Consider the following 18873-nt stretch of genomic DNA (forward strand, 5'->3'; position numbering starts at 1 on the left):
ACCTCTGCCGAGGTACAGAATGTGACAGAAGTTCAGAATATAAACAGTGCAGTGTGTGAATTAAGGAGAGAATATGCATAACAGCGGATCCCACGTCAGTCTTACCGTCACTCAGACTCTGGATAAACTGGAAGCGCTGTATGATGATGCCGTCTCAGCACTGCGCGACGCCATCGGGGACTTCATCAATGATGGTACGCTGCCCGACGCCACTGCGCGTGCAGCAGGGCTATTTTCCTACCCCGCTTTACGCGTTAGCTGGAGCGGCAATTCGACCGGTCATCCTCGCCATCGCGCCTATGGGCGTTTTACCCATCCCGGCAGTTATTCCACCACCGTCACCCGCCCCGCATTCCTGCGTGCTTATCTGGCGGAACAGCTGGCGCTGCTGGAGGGGGATTATGACGTCATCATTGAAGCCAGCCCGTCACAGCAGGAAATTCCGTTCCCCTACGTGCTCGACGGTTCCGATCTGATTCTTGACCGCTCGATGAGCGCTGGCATCGCCAAACACTTCCCAACCACAGAGCTGTCACAGATTGGGGACGAGACGGCGGATGGTCTGTTTCATGCCACCACCACGTCGCCACTGTCGCATTTCGACGCGCTGCGCACTGATTTCTCGCTGGCACGGCTTCGCCACTATACCGGTACGCCGGTGGAACATATTCAGCCGTTCATTCTCTTCACCAACTACACCCGCTATGTCGACGAGTTTGTACGCTGGGCCTGTGCACAGATTGCCGATCCTGATAGCCCCTATGAGGCGCTGTCGTGCGCTGGCGGTATCTATATCACCGCCGACACGCCGAATCCCGAGCAGACGGTTTCCGATCTGGCCTGGAAGAACCACCAGATGCCTGCCTATCATCTGATTCCTCGTCAGGGTAAAGGGATTACGATGGTTAATATCGGCGTCGGGCCCTCCAACGCCAAAACTATCTGCGATCATCTCGCCGTCATGCGCCCGCATGCGTGGTTGATGATCGGCCACTGCGGCGGCCTGCGCGAAAGTCAGTCCATCGGTGATTACGTGCTGGCACACGCTTATCTGCGTGACGACCACGTTCTGGATGCCGTTCTGCCGCCGGATATCCCGATTCCGAGTATCGCAGAAGTGCAACGCGCGCTGTATGACGCCACCAAGATGGTTAGCGGGATGCCGGGGGAAGAAGTTAAGCAGCGCCTGCGTACTGGCACCGTTGTCACTACCGATGACCGCAACTGGGAATTGCGCTACGCAGCCTCCGCTCTACGGTTTAACCTCAGTCGCGCCGTCGCAGTGGATATGGAAAGCGCGACGATTGCCGCACAGGGTTATCGCTTCCGTGTGCCTTACGGTACGCTGCTGTGCGTCTCGGATAAGCCGCTGCACGGTGAAATTAAACTGCCGGGACAGGCGAACCGTTTCTATGAAGGGGCGATTTCGGAGCATTTGCAGATTGGCATCTGCGCCATCGATCTGCTGCGGGCGGAAAGCGACAAGCTGCATTCGCGCAAGCTACGCACCTTTAACGAACCCCCGTTCCGCTAATCGAAGGATATTGCTCAGACAGCCGACCTCATTCGTGCGGTCGGCCGCTCTGGATTGATCAAATTTGTTATGTTATAACAAACTAAATTTCATACTGGATAAACCCGATGAGAAAAGGTCTGTCAGTTCTGTTCCTTTCCCTGGTGGCGGCACAAGCTTCGGCGTTTCAGGCGAAAATAGCCCCATCCGATGATGCTGGGTCACGTAATATCGATGAGGCCAAACGCACTTTTTCTGGCTTTACGCCGATGGGATTGGAAACGATCCACCCCGGCCAGTGTGATGCAACATCAGTTAATGGCTGCGGTTGCCCATTCTGCACTCAGCTACGGCTTATTGGTCGCTAATTGGTATAGAGCATGTGAGCATCCCTGCCCGCATACCGCTCCTATCCAGAAGCAGGTTTAGCGCTTACCCGCCAGCTCGGTAGGCGCGCCGTCAATTTTAATATCCAGCCCCTGCTTTGCGCTGCTCAGATAGAATTCACGAATACGCTGATTCACCGGATCGCTGACGTACACGCTACCGCCGACAATGGCAATCGACGGCGTTGGCGTTTTCGCGCCGTAAGCGCAGTCAAACGCCTCAACTGCATCAAAGCTGGCAACTTGCTTCCAGTTCGGTGCAACGTCATATAAGCGCAGCTTGCCATCTGGCGTCAGGTTGGCGACCCGTTTACCATCGGCAGAGACCTCAAATTTGCACACTGCCTGACCATCCGGGATGGAAAATGCATCCTGCGCTGTGAGCTTTTTGGCCTGAGGATCGATGCGAATGAGCGCGTTAAATGGCTGCCCACCCAACCCACCATAATTACCAATCACGTAGGTGCCTTGCAGGCCGGATTTCAGCGTGCTGGTGCGGCGATCGTCAGGGTAAGCCAGCTTGTGCGATACCCATTTCCCGCTCTGTTTTTTTACGATCAACACACCGCCGTCGCTTTTCGCGTCACCGTCCGCCAATTTCGCGTTACAGCCAAAAATGTGGACGTGATTCAGTTCGCTGTGACCGTGAAACTCTTTACAAGAGCGCTGTGGATCTTGTTCCTGATTAAAGTCCGCTATGGCTTTCCAGTTTTTGTCTTGCTGATAAACCACGAAGCCGTTAGGTCGCGATGTCACCGTTTTATCATCGCCTTTGGCATAGGCCGCTTTGGGTACGGAAATCAGCCACTGATTATTCCCCAATGGGGCGGTGATGCCGTGCTGCGGTGCCGAGCTTTTGCGCTTCTCAACAGTAGGATTTGCGCTATCCAGTTCCGACAAACGGATCATGACCGATTCAGGCTGGCTGGGGCCGTCCCACGGACGTATGCCATCGTATGACCAGGCCACCCAACCGTTCTCCGAGGTAATATGCGAAGGTTTGTCTCCCGTGACTCGCAGCGGTAGAAGACGCGGCTCGCCTTTATGCACGTCCAAATGATCGTCGTGCGACTCATAGGTCAGACCGGTATCAAGAAAAGCAATCGTACCCGCGTCGTCGTAAAGGTTGACGATCGTGAAGCGCCCGTCCTCCGTTGGCACCAGCGCCGCATTCGCCCGACCCACGTCAAAGGTGTGTGTCACCTTGAAGGTGTCCAGATCCAACACGCTGAGCGTCGGTTTCTGGTGATCGGAAAAGATTAATCGCCCGCGCAATACTTCATGATCGTGCGCCTGAACGCTCGTATTTCCCGCCCCTATCAACAGCGCCAGAGTCGCTGCGATTGTCGTTTTCTGCATCTTTCTCTCCATGATGTCATTGTGATTTTAAGTTATGTTATAACATAACAATTAAAAATACCAAAATCAGACAGGGAGAGGCATAGCAAAAGCGCAATAGATTACTTCCGCGACACAATCATTTTCGGATTACGGTTAAAATAGCGTGTAAATGCCAGACTGAAATTAGCAGGGTGTCGATAGCCGACTTGCCAGGCCGTCTGCGCCACCTGAAACCCTTGTTCTAATAGCTGATGCGCCCGTTCCATCCTCATCCGCAATAACATTTGACCCGGCGTACTCGCAAAGCAGCGATGAAACCCAAGTTTGAGTCTGGATTCACTCATCCCAGACTGCGCGGCAATACAGGCTAGCGTTAGCGGTTCAGCCAGATGTTCACGCATCCAGTTGCATACTCGTTCCAACGGCTGCCGTTCCTGTGGATGAATACCGCCACGTTCACCCTTCGGTTGCAAAAAATGTCGATATTGCGATAACAAACTTAAGGCGTGGAGGTGGCGATTCAGCGGATCGGCGTCGCTGCACAGCGCATTGACATGAACCTGGCAGGCCGCAGAGACAGGCGTAAAGGCTCTCTGCTGCACCCCATCATCACTAAACAGCTGTTCGGCACAGTTCGCTCCAAAATAGCGGGTAGCTGCCGCTTTCCCCACCAGTAGCCGTAACTGATCGACCTGCTGCTGAGCCTGATAATGCCGCTCGCCTACGCTGGCACCAAATGTCGTGATAGTGACATGCTGTTGACGAAACCAGACCTGCGAACCATCGCTATCGTAATAGGCCGACTCCCCTGCCAGCGCAAACGTCATAACCAGCATCGGCTGTGAATGCGAGTTGTGTGTTTCCTCCACCAAAGCACGACGCGGGCGGTATTGCGAGCGAGCCAACGACAGATCGGCATCAATGCGGCTGAAATCCGACCAACATTCACCGATGCCATCTGGCAAAGTACGACGCGAGCCTGAGATGTCAGCCTCACTCGCACAGCACCGATCGCCTGCTGGTTTTTCACTTCGCCTCTGTCGCTGTTTTTGCATCATTTTCCCTCGCCGTTCCGCATATGAAAAACGCCGTCTCGCATATCAATGAACATAATAACCATTCTCATTTATAGATAGCATATTCCCTATCGACTGACCATCAATGAGAAAAGCCACTTATGAATCCATTAGAGACGTTATGGCAGCTAGCCGCCAGCAGCGTGCAAGCTGACGCGTTACATCTGGCACTAGAACAGCAGATTTTCGACCGACTGGAGGATCTCACCACGCCAGAGCAACTGGCGGAAGCGCTGGGCTGGCAGCCGGAGAAAACCGGATTTCTGCTTGAGATCCTCTGGAGTATGCAGCTTTTGACGCGCCATCATGGTGGCTACCGAACCGCATCCGCCAGCGCTGCCGTGCTTTGTCGCAGTAGCCCGCATTTTCTCGGTGACGCCTGGCGTTTTCGCCTCACCAGCCTGCGCCAGTTTGGTCAGGGGCTCAGCGATGGAATGCACCTGCCGCTGCCTACGCAGCTAAGTGAGTTACCCCGCGATGCCGCGTGGGCCAATGCAGCAGAACAGCAAATCGCACAAGAGCAGCGAGCAATAACCGCAGATCTTGCCGATCAACTGCTCTCTGGCCTGCCGGATTTTCCACAAATCAGGCACGTTCTCGATCTGGGCGGAGGGCCCGGCTGGGTGGCGATTACGCTAGCGTTGCGCCATGCCCAGATCTCCGGCACCGTCTATGACCTACCGCGAACCGCCGCCGTAGCGCAACGCAACATCGACGACGCTGGGTTATCCGCACGATTGTCAGCACAAAGCGGCGCGTTTCCCAGCGAAAAATACGATCTAATCTGGAGTTCCTCATTCCTGCACTTTGTCGAGGACATTCCCGCTATGTTAGCGACACTCTATAACGCACTCACATCGGAAGGGACGCTGGTTCTGGCACAGGCGGAGATCGCCGAAGAAGCCGATGATGCCGCACCGGTTCTGCCGTTTTATCTGCCGATGCAAATGAGTGGACGCCACGTCACGCAGGAAGGACAACTGACACAGTGGCTGATGGAAGCCGGTTTTACCTCTGTCGAAACTCGACGTCATCAGGCATTCCCCATGGCACCATTAAATGTACTGATTGCCCGCAGGCACAGGTAACCGCATCTATTCAGCAACGTCTGGAGCCGAAGAACTGACAATACCGTTGCTGCATCATGTTGATGATTATCATATTTCTGCGTATCCAAAGTTGTCAGCCGGATACAAAGCGCCTATAAGTGACATTACAGGGCGTGACTGATTGATAAACTCTAAATAATTCAAGTTTCAGGACGGCGGCAAGAGAAGGACAAATTCGTCGGGAACGAATTTGACCAGCCAACGGCTGGCCTTCGGTGAGAGACAGGAAGTCTCTCATTTCATCCCGATGAGCTTACTCAAGTAAGTGATTCGGGTGACTGACGTAGCCAACACACATGCAACTTGAAGTATAACGAGTTAAGAGGCGAACCTGCCAGGCGTGATGTATACATCACGCCTGGCAGGTTTTTTTGTTTTCATCCCTAAGGAAAAACGCATGAATAAAAAAATCACGGCCAGCCTGATATTACTGATGGCTGCCGCCAGCCAGCAGGCACTGGCAAACGACCCGCAGGTTACGCTAGACAGCGGTCGCATCAGCGGAACCGTGACACAAGGTGTCGACGCCTTTAAAGGCATTCCCTTTGCCGCTCCCCCAATTGGCAAACTGCGCTGGGAGCCGCCACAGCCTGTGCAAAGCTGGAGCGATATCCGTCCGGCAACGACATACGGCAAAGATTGTATGCAGAACCCTTTTCCCGGTGATGCCGCACCGCTTGGCGTCGGGTTCAGTGAAGATTGCCTGAGCATTAACGTATGGCGTCCAGCCAACGCTACGGGCGCGCTGCCTGTGATGGTGTGGATCTATGGCGGCGGCTTCGTCAACGGCGGCGCCTCGCCTGAGGTTTATTCCGGGCTGGAATTTGCCCGCCAGGGCGTCGTTTTCGTCAGCTTCAACTATCGCGTCGGACGCTTTGGCTTTTTTGCGCATCCGGCGTTAGCTGACCAGCCGCTGCGTGGCAACTATGGCCTGATGGATCAGATTGCGGCGCTGAAATGGGTACAGAAAAACATCGCCGCCTTTCATGGCGATCCGCAAAACGTCACCCTGTTTGGTGAATCCGCAGGGGGTTTTGCCGTCGGGTCGCTGCTCACCAGTGAGCTATCTCAGGGGTTATTCCAGAAAGCCATTATTCAATCCGGTTCCGGCAGACACAATCTGGCACCGAATCAAAGCTGGCAAAAAGCAGAACAGGCTGGCCTCGCCTTCGCCAGCGCGAACGGCATTAGCGGTCACGATACGAAAGCGCTGACGGCGCTGCGGCAGATTCCCGCAGAAAACGTGGTTAACGGGCTGAATATGGCCACCATGAGCACGCCGGACTACTCCGGCCCAATGTTCGATGGCAAGGCGATCACCGCAGAACCGCAGGATAGCTATCGACAAGGCCATTTCCAGCGTGTGCCGCTAATGATTGGTGCAACGGATGCCGATATCGGCTTCCCACCGAAAGTCGCCACACCAGAAGACGCTGTCGCCGTTTTCCCTGCTGGCGATCGGCAACAAGCCCTTCAGGCTTATCATGGTTTGCCGCCACAAGCGATAGCAACCGCGATTGCCAGCGATCGTTTAATGGTCGAACCGGCGCGATTTGTTGCACGTGTTTGGGATAAAGCTGCGCTGCCCGTTTGGCAATTCCGCTTTGGCTATGTTGCCGATAGCATGCGCGCGCAGTGGCCTGCAGCCGTTCACGCCAGTGAGATTCCGTATGTCTTTAACACGGTGACTGCACGTTATGGCGAGAAAGCTACACCGCAGGATCGTGCGGTCGCACAGCAGATGAACCAGTACTGGGTGAACTTTGCCCGTACCGGTAACCCTAACGCTACCGGCTTGCCAGCATGGAACGCTTATAACAGCCAGAAGGACAACATTCTGTTTATCCCTGCGACAGGTGCGGAGCAGACTCGCGAGATAGCCGATCCGTGGAAGGCACGTCTTGATCTGGTCGAAAAGCTGGCAGAGAGCAACACACCGTAGCGCACGCAAAGAAACGCGATGGTACAGATGCAAAAAGCCAGTCAGCGCGTGCTGACTGGCAAAAATGCTTATGCAATCTCTACCAAAATGATTTCTTGTTGTTATGTTCGCCGACTTTCAATGTATCCCTGATATGTTGGCTGCCATAATATTTTAAAAACTCGTCCAATCTGACGCACTCTGAGTGGGTGCACGGGTAGACACAGGGAGCATCGCCACAAGTGAGAGCGCCTGAGTTGCTGGCTTCAACGTAGAGGGTTTATGACCCGAGACTCTAAACACGGAAACCTCTCTGACAAGCTGATCCGCCTGCTCCTTGAGGCTTTGCGCGGCAGCAGCAGACTCTTCCACCAACGCGGCATTCTGCTGCGTGGTCTGATCCATTTGGCTAACAGCAATGCCAACCTGTTCAACCCCAGTCGACTGTTCGGCACTTGCAGAGCTGATCTCTGATACCGTATCGCTCAACTGGCGAATAGACATCACAACTTGCTGCATCGTGTCACCCGCTTTATTAACCAAAACAGAGCCGCGTTCGACGCATTCAACGCTGGCGGTAATCAGATTTTTAATTTCTTTAGCGGCCTCAGCACTGCGCTGTGCCAAATTGCGTACTTCTCCTGCCACAACAGCAAAACCCCGTCCTTGTTCACCCGCACGCGCCGCCTCAACAGCGGCGTTGAGCGCCAGAATATTCGTCTGAAAGGCAATACTGTCGATGACGTTGATGATATCTGCAATGCTATGCGAGCTTTCATTGATCGCTCTCATCGTGCCCACCACCTCATTGACAACATCGCCCCCTTGCTGCGCCACGGTACTTGCATTTTTCGCCAGCACATTCGCCTGAAGTGCGTTATCAGCATTATTTTTTACTGTCATACCTAATTGCGTCATGGTCGAAGAGGTTTCTTCCAGCGCACTCGCCTGCTCTTCAGTCCGTGACGATAAATCAGCATTACCCTGAGCAATTTGCATACTGGCCGTGGCAACACTTTCTGCATTGTTTCTGACGCCAACAACCATCCGTATCAGCGCAGTTTGCATTTCCTGCATGGCCTCCAACAGCAGACCTGTCTCATCACGGTTATTGACGACAATAGAACCGCTCAGATCACCCTCGCTGATACGTTTCGCAGAAGAAAGCGCAACAGATAACGGTGCCGTGACACTTCGGGTTAATAGCCAGGCCGTAAAGCAGCCTAAAACCGTGGAGGAAATGGATAGCACTAACATCCACAACAACGCGTCGTGGATATATTCTTTTGTCACCTGCTTAGCATGATCAACGAATGAGACTTGTAATTCAGTCAACTCATTGAGCTTGGTAAAGTAGAGCGACTGGATATTCGCTATATCGCCAAATACCAATTCGGTAGCCAATGCATCTTGCTCTTCCATCGCATAGTCAATCGCTTTATTAATACTCAGGCTATACTGCTTTCTTATATCGACAAGTTGATTAAACAACTCCCGCGCTTTTGGCGAGGAAATGCTCGCATCGAGGTTTTTATATATTTCACTTGCCGAGTTAGTCGTTTTTACTATGACTGCCCTGAGGGCCTGTTTTTCTTGGTTTCTGTCGGCAGGAAGGAGGATAATGTCGCGCAACGTTCGAACATTCGTATTCAGTATATCTTGAATGTCACGCAACATATCGACTTTCATCATTCTATCTTCAGTGATCTCATCAACTTCGGCACCAATATTCTTCATGAAATAATAGCCAACGGATGACAAAACCAGTGTCAGGATGATTAACAAACCAAATCCAAGAGAAAGCCTTTTCCCAATTTTTATATTTTTAAAAAAATCCATGTTAGCACCAGAATCTTACATTCTTACAATATTTACCCAATTGCGATTGATAGACATATTAGCCACTATTTATCTTATCTAAATAAAATACGACAAACGGTAAAGCGAATCGCTATTGCAACAGGCTCCCTGGCCCCTCTAAACTTCTTACTTTCTGATGCACGTAGCAGAATACTGGCATAAGAAATTCATTTAGCCATATATAACTTTCATGTTTCACATTGCCTGGATGTTAACGACACTTACTTACTGAAATTATTTACTTGATAAAGTAATTCAAAACTCCTTTTCCCTCGTTTCACACGTTACATTATTTACATGCATCACTAAAATTGAGTCATGATTAAGAAAAAGCTAAACGTTGACTACCCACTCACTCAACGTGGGTAAGTATTCGTTTAATTGATGTCAGCACGTTTATAAACATAATGTCGAGATGAGCGCCTCTATAGTCTATAACTTTACACTATCATAAATCGAAGATCGATCGGAAATAACGATCATTAAACCGTTCAATTCCCTTTATTCGATCGTTTTTTTCTATCAGAAAAAAAGCCCAATCTTTGTTCATTAAATCGAATTTATAAATTAGAAAGCTAATAGTTAAGACTGAGTCACAATAGCGCCCATATCATGACGTTGTGAGACTCTCTATATAGCGTAACGCTGCGGAATTAATTAGATTTTAAACATGAAGGCTGAGGGCTTAATGCTCATCAACATAAGAAAAAAGCCAGTCAGTGGGAGCTGGCTGGCTTTCGAACTGAAGCTAATCGGGTGCTGCGTGTTTCCGTCTCGTTTTTCACTCTACTGCATATTCCTTCATTTTATTTTCGTCAGGCATCGTGCCATTGAGCTTTTTTAGCACGTCCTTCGCTTCCTTCAATACTCGGGCACATTGCTCGCGCGTGATGGTAAGCGGTGGCTCAATCCTGACCGATTTGGCATTGTTCAGGGTACCTGCGACCAGAACATTACGCTGAAACAGCTCTTTCGCGAAAGCATACCCGATCTCGTTTTTCCTGAACTCGATAGCCTGCAACAGCCCCATTCCTCGTACTTCGATAATCAGTTGAGGATACTCGGCTGCCAGTTGCTGTAAGCCCTGTAACAAAAACGCCCCTTGGATTGCCGCCTGTTCTGGCAGATTTTTCGTCAGCAGTTCATTGACGGTCGCCAGCGCCGCCGCACAGGCCAGCGGGTTGCCGCCGAACGTCGTGGTGTGCAGGAACGGGTTTTCAAACAGCACGGAGAATACGGCTTCCGTCGCCACCGTTGCGCCAATCGGCATCACACCGCCGCCCAACGCCTTCGCCAGACACAGAATGTCGGGCTGCACGCCATAATGTTCACAGGCGAACATCTTGCCCGTACGCCCCATGCCAGTTTGTACCTCATCCAGAATCAGCAATGCTCCAACCTCATCGCATAATGCTCTGACAGCAGGCAAGTAATTTTCCGGTGGCACAATCACGCCGCCTTCCCCCTGAATGGGTTCAAGGATGATGGCAGCAACGTCATCGCCGGTCTTCTGGCATTGCTGAACCTGCTTGCGCATGGCGCTGATATCGCCAAAAGCAACATGATGGAAGCCGGGTAACAGCGGCATAAACGGACGACGAAACGCGGGTTTGGCGGTGGCGGAAAGCGCGCCTAGCGATTTCCCATGAAACGCCCCTGTCGCGGCGATAAAGGTGTATTTATCGCGCGGTGATTGGTAAGCCTTCGCCAACTTCAGGGCAGCTTCAACCGATTCCGTTCCACTATTGCTAAAGAAGCTGTATTTCAAATTACCCGGCGTCAGTGCCGCCAGCGTTTTTGCCAACAGCCCCCGTAAAGGGTCAAGCAGTTCCTGACTATGCAACGGTTGTTTGGCAAGCTGGCTCTCAACGGCGGCAATGACGTTAGGGTTACGGTGCCCTACGTTAAAAATGCCGTAACCGCCCAGACAGTCCAGATATTCATTCCCTTGGGTATCAATCAGCGTATTCGGGCCGCTGGCGCGCCATTCGACTGCGCCGTAATCGCCGCCGGTAGTGACAGATTTTCTGTACTCCAGAAAACCCGGGTTGACGTATTCACGAAAACAACTCAAAACTTCTCGATTCAGTGCCGCCATGTCATCGTGGGATAGCGTGTCACTATGAATCCAATGCAGTGCCTGCTGAGTACACTCTAGCGGGTTAAGGTGGGCGTTTGATCTGGACAAAATGCGCTCCTTGAAAACGGACATCACGCGATGCCAATTTAATTAATGCACATAACACGCCAGTCGCCTGCCCCAAATCAAAATAAAATACAAAAACGCGATCTAAACCAAAAATCCAGCAGATGATTTGAACTAAATTCGGATATTTGAAATTAATAACCGAATGACTGAGTGAATGTCAGTATGAAGGGAATTACCGTATCTTGCGCTGCCCTGCTTTTGCTCAGCGCGCCCTCTTTTGGGGCGCGCCAAGGTTGGACAAATGCGCTATCTCATTACTCGACGTATCTTTCAGGGCACACAGGATTCCTGTAGCAGAGTGAATAACCTCAGTGCCGGATCATGATATGGCGCACGATGGTGTAATCCTCTAGCCCGTACATCGACATATCCTTGCCGTAGCCGGACAGCTTCTGTCCGCCGTGTGGCATTTCGCTGACTAACATGAAGTGAGTATTCACCCAGGTACAGCCATATTGAAGACAGGCGGCCAGGCGGTGCGCCCGCCCGATATCGCGCGTCCAAACCGACGACGCCAGCCCGTAATTCGAGGCATTCGCCCAGCCAATCACCTGTGCTTCATCGTCGAATGGCGTGATGGATATTACCGGGCCGAACACCTCTTTCTGGACGATTTCATCGTCCTGTTTCGCTCCCGCCAGCACCGTAGGCTGGAAGTAGAATCCCTGCCCTTTTACCCGCTCACCACCGGTCACCACCGTGATATGCGGCAGCGCTTTGGCGCGTTCGACAAAACCAATTACGCGTTCAAGCTGCGGTTCGGTAATCAGCGGCCCCAGCTCGGTCGTTTCATCCCGCGGATCACCAATTTTCAGCGTTGCCACCGCTTTTCCTAATGCCTCCACGACTTCATCGTAGACGGCACGCTGCACATACAGCCGACATGCAGCGGTACAGTCTTGCCCCGCGTTGTAGAAGCCGAAGCTGCGAATCCCATCAACCACCTGATCGATATCAGCATCGTCGAACACAATCACTGGCGCTTTGCCGCCCAGCTCCATATGCGTCCGTTTTACGCTCGCGGCAGTATGCGCAAGGATATGCGCACCAGTCGCAATCGAACCGGTCAGCGACACCATATTCACTTTCTCATGCCCTGTCAGCGCATCACCGATATCTGCACCGCGCCCGAACACGATATTGACCACGCCAGCGGGGAGTATCTCCGCCAGCAGGTGCGCCAAATAGAATGTCGTCAGCGGGGTTTGCTCCGCTGGTTTCAGCACCACGCAGTTTCCTGCGGCCAGCGCGGGTGCCAGCTTCCACGACGCCATCATCAGCGGATAATTCCACGGTGCGATGGACGCTACCACGCCAACCGGATCGCGCCGAATCATGGAGGTGTGCCCTTCCAGATATTCTCCCGCCGCCGAACCACTCAGGCAGCGCGCCGCCCCGGCAAAAAAGCGAAAGACATCCGCCACCGCAGGCACTTCATCATTCAGCGCCGCATGGTAAGGCTTACCGCAGTTCAGTGATTCCAACTCGGCGAACGCCTCGGCATTTTCCTCGATGGCATCGGCAATTTTTAACAGCAGCGTCGCGCGTGTTTTCGGCGTGGTTTGTCCCCAATGTGCAAAAGCGGACTCCGCAGCCAGAACGGCTGCATCAACCTGGTGCAAATCAGCCTGCGCAATCGCGGCAATTTGCTCTCCTGTTGCGGGGTTGAATACTGGCAATGCCTCGCCTTTTCCCGCAACCAGCTTGCCTTCTATCAGTAATTTGTCATGCATACATTTTCCTTACAGAGAGAAAACGATCGTGTTTTTCATCACTATCTGCAAAATGTCTGTGCAAAAAACCTGCCACTTTATGTTTGACAGTCAATGAGTTCTGCCACAAGCAGCCTCAGTTCAGGGCGTATTACCCGACGTTTTCTTCGTCTCCGTCGCGGCCTGTCTGGCTTCCTCCGCCAGCGCGTCGATCTCTTCTTTTGTCAGTTGCTCTGATGCTTCATGCACCTTTGCCAGCCCTTCGCTGACCGTCACCTCTTTGGGATCGTCCTTCGTCGTCATCGTCATTCCTCTCAATCAAATAATGCGTCAACAAAGATAAGTGTAGTCGACGGCAAAAATCCGCCAATCTGAAGAAGATTTAACTCTGCTTTCCGGTTCGTCATATGTGATAATAATTATCAATTACATCATATTTATACCCTAAATTTGCCGCAAGGCGGCAGGAAGGTCACCTGACGGGACGTTGGCATGTCAGAGTCTGAACTCAGAATGCTGTTCAACCACTATGCCGAGCGGTTAGAACGCTATCTCAATCATAAACTGCGCGACCCTCAGGCAGCGGCAGACCTGGTGCAAGAGAGTTTTTTACGGTTGGCGCAACGGCTGGAACAGCAGGATGATGTAGACGACAAGAAAGCGTATCTCTATAAGACAGCAAATAATCTGCTGCTCGACCATATCCGCCACCAGCAACGCTGGCAGGTGGCGACGTCGGTTGACGACGTGGATGCGACGCTAGACTATCTGCCGGATATCGCTCCTCAGCTCGATCAAGCGGCGATCGCCCAACAAGAGCTGGAGCGTCTGGCAAACGTACTGGCGACATTGCCTGAACGTACGCAGCAGATATTTCATCTGCACCGGTTTGAACACATGACGCAGGCGCAAATTGCTCAGCAGTTGACTATTTCCCTCAGCACCGTTGAGAAGCATCTTGCCATGGCTCTGCACGCCATGATGACGATCCGTGCCTCGTGAAGAAAATCGCCCAGCATGAAATAATCACAAATTATTTACGGGTTTATTGCCGTCAGACGTCTACTTATTTAGAGACCCTACATACTCCAGGCCTACAACATGAACGATTATCCCCCTGAAATCCATCAGCAGGCAGCACGATGGGCCATACGTTTGGCCGAAGCGCCGCTGGACGATGAACAGGAACTGACATTCCAGCGCTGGCTGGCACAGGATCCTCGCCATCGCCATGCAGTGGAACAGGCTGGGATGCTCTGGCATGGACTTGGGTCGCTCAGCGCCGAGCAAAAACAAGCTCTACAAAGTCAGGGCCTGCAACCACAGCCGTTAGCAATATTGCCTGTCAGACGCGTCAATCGCGCGACGCAGTGGAAAATCGCGGCCCTATTGCTACTGGGTTTCAGTTTCGGCACGGCATGGATATCCGACGGCATACTGATGCTGCGCTCGGATTATCGTGCAGATCATCAGGTCAAACACGTCACGCTACCGGACGGCAGTGAGGTTGATATGGACGCAGGCAGCGCCATTGCTCTCGCCTACACGCCACAAGAACGGCGAGTTGCGCTGCTGCAAGGTTCGGCCTGGTTCACTGTCGCACCGACGAATGCACAGGAAAAACGCCCTTTTCTGGTTGATGCCGCGTCCGGCACCACACAGGCGTTGGGCACGCAGTTTATGGTGCAAAATTCATCACAGACAACGACCGTCGGCGTGATAGAACACAGCGTTCAGGTAACGGCAAACGGCCAAGCGCTGCGGCTTGATGAACAACAGGCCGCACGCTATACCGAACAAGGGATGACTCGCCTCCCCGGTTGGAATAGTCGCGAACGCGGCGACTGGCGGCGCGGTCTGCTGATATTCGATCAACAGCCACTGGCTATCGTGATCGCCCGTATCAATCAGTATCGATCCGGCACCATCATCATCTCCAGCTCAGCGCTGCGCCAGCGTCAGGTTAGCGGAATGTTTTCGCTGAACGAGCTGGATAGCGCGTTGCAAACCATGACCACCGAACTGGGTGCCAAAACGGTGTCACTCCCCGGCGTCACGATTCTGTACTGATCCCCTTCTCACACTCGCATTCCCCACTCCTGCCATGCCGTTCGGGAGTGGTAATCACTCGAAAACTCCCTTTACGTTCACAAAGCCGCAACTCAGCAGAGAAAAAAATTTAAATATTTTTTTACGGGTTCTGTCATCTCAGCCGTCTTCATATTTAGGTAATGATTTTTATTATCATTTTCATTAAGAAAAGCAGGGTTAATTATCCCTTTGTTTATTAATGCTTATTGATGATTTAACAGATGACAGACCAGGCGAAAAATGTTTAAAAAAACACAACAGCAAGAAAGCCGTTTGTTACAACTTAATCCACTTTCTCTTGCCGTCGGCATCGCGCTTTCGCTGCCGGGTTCGTTCCACTATGCGCAAGCAGAGACACAGTCCGCCAACGTTCAGGAAACCGCTCGTCAAAGCGTCGCTTTTTCCATCAGCGCGCAGCCGTTGAGTAGCGCACTGCTGCGCTTCGCCGAACAAGCGGGGTTACAGGTCTTTTTTGCTGACGTAAAACTGGAAAACATGCAGGCCGCCGGGCTTCAAGGGCGTTTCCTCCCCGAGCAAGGGCTACGCCAGTTGATCGGTACCAATCCTATCGATTTTCAGATCGGCAACAACGGTGTTATTACCCTGCGCCCTCGTTCAGCTAACGTCGATACGGCAAAAATAGACGATGTGATGACAGTTCGCGCCTTTACCGTCGCCAATCCGGGCGACTGGATCTACGAGCAGCCGCGTGCGATTAGCGTCATTTCACGCGAGCAGATGGATAACCGCCCTGCCCGCCACGCCGCCGATATGCTGGAACAGTCCGCTGGCGTTTACTCCAGTGTCAGCCAGCAAGATCCTGCGCTATCGGTGAACATTCGCGGAATACAGGATTTCGGTCGCGTGAATATGAATATCGACGGCGTGCGGCAGAATTTCCAAAAAACGGGTTACGGCCAGCGTAACGGACAGATGTATATCGACTCGGAGCTGCTCTCCGGCGCGACCATTGAGAAAGGTGCAACAAACGTGATGGGCAGCGCGGGCACGCTGGGCGGCGTCGCCACGTTTAATACTGCCAGCGCACACGATTTTCTGGCTCCGGGTAAAGAACTGGGCGGAAAACTGCACGCCAGCACGGGCGACAACGGAACACACTTTATCGGTAGCGGCATTCTCGCGCTGGGTAACGAAAGTGGCGATATTCTGATCGGTGCCAGCGAACGCCATTTAGGCGATTACTGGCCGGGTAATGACGGCAACCTCGGGAGTATTCGTATTCCCGGCAATTCAAGCAATTACGAAACGTGGGCGAATAACTTAAAGCATCAGAAGGTGACCAGCGCAGCCTACACCATGCGCTCACGGCTGGCGAAAGTCGGCTGGAATCTGCCTGCCAATCAGCGCGTCCAACTCAGCTATATGCAAACGCAAACCTCCTCTGAAAACGCTGGGACGTTGTCCAATCTCTCCAATACTGAGCTGGGTTGGAAAGCCAGCGGGCACAGCGAGATTATGGCACGCAGTACCGCGCTGGATTACAGCCTGAAGCCGGACAACCAGCGCTGGCTCGACTTTAAAGCCAAAATTTATTACGCCGATACCAATAACGACACCGATAATTACGCCCTTTCCAATACCAGCGCCTATCACGAGAGCACGCGGTTACGTACCTACGGGGCGCAGGCACAGAATACCTCGACGCTATGGCAGCAGGGCGCGCACGATCTGAAAGCCGATTACGGATTGGACTTCTATTACGACAAGATCACCACGGACAGCACCAACAGTACGGCCAGTAACGCCACTCCGGAAGGGAACCGCGCGATGACCAGCCTGTTCGCGAATCTGAATTACGCCTACAACGAGTGGGTGACGCTACAAGGTGGCCTGCGTTACGATCGCTATCGGTTACGCGGCACCACCAGCATCAGCTATCGGGAAATCCCCTATACCATCACGAATCCCTGCACGGCACGGTCGATCGCGCTTTGTCCGCCGTTCGTTACCACGACACAAGATTGGAATGTCGATGACGAGCACGGCAAGCTTTCGCCCACGCTATTTGCTGGCGTCCGACCCGGGATTGAATGGCTACAGCTGTTCACCAGCTACGGTCTGTCCTGGCGGCCACCTTCCGTCAGTGAAACCTTCGCCAACGGCACCTACAGCGCGGGCAACTATTACCTGTATCCGAATCCCAATCTCAAGCCGGAGCGCTCACGCGCCTGGGAAGTCGGGTTCAATATTCAGAAACCCGAATTGTTCATGGATGGCGACCGACTGGTCACCAAGGTGTCCTACTTCGACACGCGGATAAACAACTACATCAGCCTGAACGGCGCGCGCAATAAACCGGGCTATAACGGTTATTCCCTCAGCAATTCCGTGTTCCAGAACAATCTGGCGAAAAGCCGTTTCCGTGGCATGGAATACCAGTTGAATTACGACGCGGGCTTTTTATATGTCGATGCCACCTACACCCACATGATCGGCAATAACGATTTCTGTGCGCCAGTGGCCTGGATGGGTGGCGTCACAACCGTTGGCGGTACCAGAGGCAACTATTACTCCACGCCGGTCGATACCACCGCCAGCGATTCCTCTTGCCAGAAAACGCTGTTATTCAGCAACGCCGCCTATCTTCCCGGTGACCGCGGTTCCGTCACGCTGGGGACACGCGTTTTCGATCGCAAGCTGGATATGGGCGTCACGATGCGTTTTGCTCCCGGCTATCAGGATACCGCCGCGCCAAGCAATTCGGCCTATTTAGCCGACTGGCCTAAATATGAAGTTTACGATCTGTACGCCAGCTATCGTCTGACCGACAGCCTGACGCTGCGCGGTTCCGTCGAGAATATCGCTAACCGTACTTACATCGTGAGCTATGGCGAATCACTGGGTTACACGCCGAGCCGAGGAAGAACGGTGCAGGCTGGCGTGGAATACCGATTCTGATTTCTCTGTTTCCCAACGCGGGAAACAGGAAAACAAAGGGGATGGGATGGCTCATCCTCTTTCACGACAGACACGGATGACCGTGCCTGTCGATCGTTAGTTAATGAGGAATCTATTATGAGTTTTGCAATTACCTACGATGCCTACTATGCCAATTACAGCATTGCCAGCTACCTGACTGAATGGTCGGCAGCGTTTGGTGACGTTAACCATACCGCGGGTAATACACAAGTCGGTGGCAATAACACTGGGGGCTTTTACGGCGGCGATACCTTTATAGACGGTACTCAATATGCGATCACGAGTACGCAGAACGATTTCTCCGCGCTCATTGCAGGCGGCGATCTGACCTATAGCCTCTTCTCCCCACCGGCTCATACGCTGTACGGCGATCTGGACAGCCTGTCATTCGGTAATGTTCTGCAAGGCGGCACCACCGCAGGCACCACGTATTCGCTTGCCGAGCCAGAAGTCACCTTCAGCGGGCTGGATCTCTCTACCGATGTAGCCAACCTGACCGTTAGCGATCGCGGCGTAGTTCATGACGTGATTTACGGCCTGATGAGTGGTCAGGTTCAGCCGCTGCTGGATGCACTGACGAATGCCGGTATCGACATTAATGCGAGTCTGGATAGCCTGAGCTTCGCGACAACGACTTCCGATGCGGCACTCTCTGCCGATACCGTGGTTGACGTTGTTGGCGTCGCCGAAACGGCCGATCTGCTAGCGGCATAAG

Annotated in this window: 14 protein-coding genes; 8 read left to right on the forward strand and 6 right to left on the reverse strand. The window is 52.7% G+C overall.

Annotation, left to right across the window (positions count from 1 at the left end; all coding sequences use genetic code 11):
* The first annotated feature begins 73 nt into the window (after positions 1–73).
* A complete protein-coding gene (locus tag A0G03_RS04040; protein ID WP_048261078.1) occupies positions 74–1534 on the forward strand; it encodes an AMP nucleosidase in 1461 nt (486 codons plus the stop codon).
* A gap of 107 nt (positions 1535–1641) precedes the next feature.
* Positions 1642–1881, forward strand: a complete 240-nt coding sequence (locus tag A0G03_RS04045; RefSeq protein WP_048261080.1) for a hypothetical protein — start codon at positions 1642–1644, stop codon at positions 1879–1881.
* 57 nt (positions 1882–1938) lie between these two features.
* On the opposite strand, the gene A0G03_RS04050 is transcribed toward A0G03_RS04045, so the two are convergent.
* Both A0G03_RS04050 and A0G03_RS04055 read right to left on the reverse strand, forming a co-directional pair.
* Positions 1939–3258: an SMP-30/gluconolactonase/LRE family protein gene (locus A0G03_RS04050; protein ID WP_048261083.1), complete on the reverse strand. Its 1320-nt coding sequence runs from the start codon at positions 3256–3258 to the stop codon at positions 1939–1941.
* A gap of 101 nt (positions 3259–3359) precedes the next feature.
* Complete coding sequence (locus A0G03_RS04055; protein WP_223250525.1) at positions 3360–4298, reverse strand: AraC family transcriptional regulator; 939 nt, start codon at positions 4296–4298, stop codon at positions 3360–3362.
* Between the two features lie 119 nt (positions 4299–4417).
* On the opposite strand from A0G03_RS04055, the gene A0G03_RS04060 reads away from it, so the two are divergent.
* Together A0G03_RS04060 and A0G03_RS04065 are read left to right on the forward strand one after the other, a co-directional pair.
* The gene (locus A0G03_RS04060; protein WP_048261087.1) at positions 4418–5404 is read left to right on the forward strand and encodes a methyltransferase domain-containing protein; all 987 of its coding nucleotides are present in this window, start codon (positions 4418–4420) and stop codon (positions 5402–5404) included.
* 418 nt (positions 5405–5822) lie between these two features.
* Positions 5823–7367, forward strand: a complete 1545-nt coding sequence (locus A0G03_RS04065) for a carboxylesterase/lipase family protein (RefSeq protein ID WP_048261088.1) — start codon at positions 5823–5825, stop codon at positions 7365–7367.
* Positions 7368–7520: 153 nt separating this feature from the next.
* On the opposite strand, the gene A0G03_RS04070 is transcribed toward A0G03_RS04065, so the two are convergent.
* The 4 genes from A0G03_RS04070 to A0G03_RS21840 all read right to left on the reverse strand — a co-directional run bounded on the left by A0G03_RS04070 (position 7521) and on the right by A0G03_RS21840 (position 13430).
* Positions 7521–9185: a methyl-accepting chemotaxis protein gene (locus A0G03_RS04070; protein ID WP_048261090.1), complete on the reverse strand. Its 1665-nt coding sequence runs from the start codon at positions 9183–9185 to the stop codon at positions 7521–7523.
* Between the two features lie 802 nt (positions 9186–9987).
* Complete coding sequence (gene ygjG / locus A0G03_RS04075; protein WP_198528821.1) at positions 9988–11394, reverse strand: putrescine aminotransferase; 1407 nt, start codon at positions 11392–11394, stop codon at positions 9988–9990.
* 329 nt (positions 11395–11723) lie between these two features.
* Positions 11724–13148 (reverse strand): aminobutyraldehyde dehydrogenase, encoded by a 1425-nt coding sequence (gene patD / locus A0G03_RS04080; RefSeq protein ID WP_048261095.1) that lies wholly within the window; start codon positions 13146–13148, stop codon positions 11724–11726.
* A 120-nt stretch (positions 13149–13268) separates the two neighbouring features.
* Complete coding sequence (locus A0G03_RS21840) at positions 13269–13430, reverse strand: hypothetical protein (protein ID WP_167389293.1); 162 nt, start codon at positions 13428–13430, stop codon at positions 13269–13271.
* Positions 13431–13619: 189 nt separating this feature from the next.
* Here A0G03_RS21840 and A0G03_RS04085 point away from each other — a divergent pair, with 189 nt between their 5' ends.
* The 4 genes from A0G03_RS04085 (at position 13620) to A0G03_RS04100 (ending at position 18872) form a co-directional block, all read left to right on the forward strand.
* Positions 13620–14129, forward strand: a complete 510-nt coding sequence (locus tag A0G03_RS04085) for an RNA polymerase sigma factor (protein ID WP_048261097.1) — start codon at positions 13620–13622, stop codon at positions 14127–14129.
* A 99-nt stretch (positions 14130–14228) separates the two neighbouring features.
* Entirely contained in the window at positions 14229–15197 is a 969-nt protein-coding gene (locus A0G03_RS04090; protein WP_048261100.1) for a FecR family protein, read from the forward strand.
* A 261-nt stretch (positions 15198–15458) separates the two neighbouring features.
* A complete protein-coding gene (locus tag A0G03_RS04095) occupies positions 15459–18137 on the forward strand; it encodes a TonB-dependent receptor (RefSeq protein WP_048261101.1) in 2679 nt (892 codons plus the stop codon).
* A gap of 117 nt (positions 18138–18254) precedes the next feature.
* Positions 18255–18872 carry a heme acquisition protein HasA gene (locus tag A0G03_RS04100; RefSeq protein ID WP_048261103.1) on the forward strand — a complete coding sequence of 206 codons (618 nt, stop codon included), beginning with the start codon at positions 18255–18257 and terminating at the stop codon, positions 18870–18872.
* Position 18873: the final 1 nt, after the last annotated feature.

The sequence above is a fragment of the Pectobacterium peruviense genome (assembly GCF_002847345.1).
Classification (GTDB): domain Bacteria; phylum Pseudomonadota; class Gammaproteobacteria; order Enterobacterales; family Enterobacteriaceae; genus Pectobacterium; species Pectobacterium peruviense.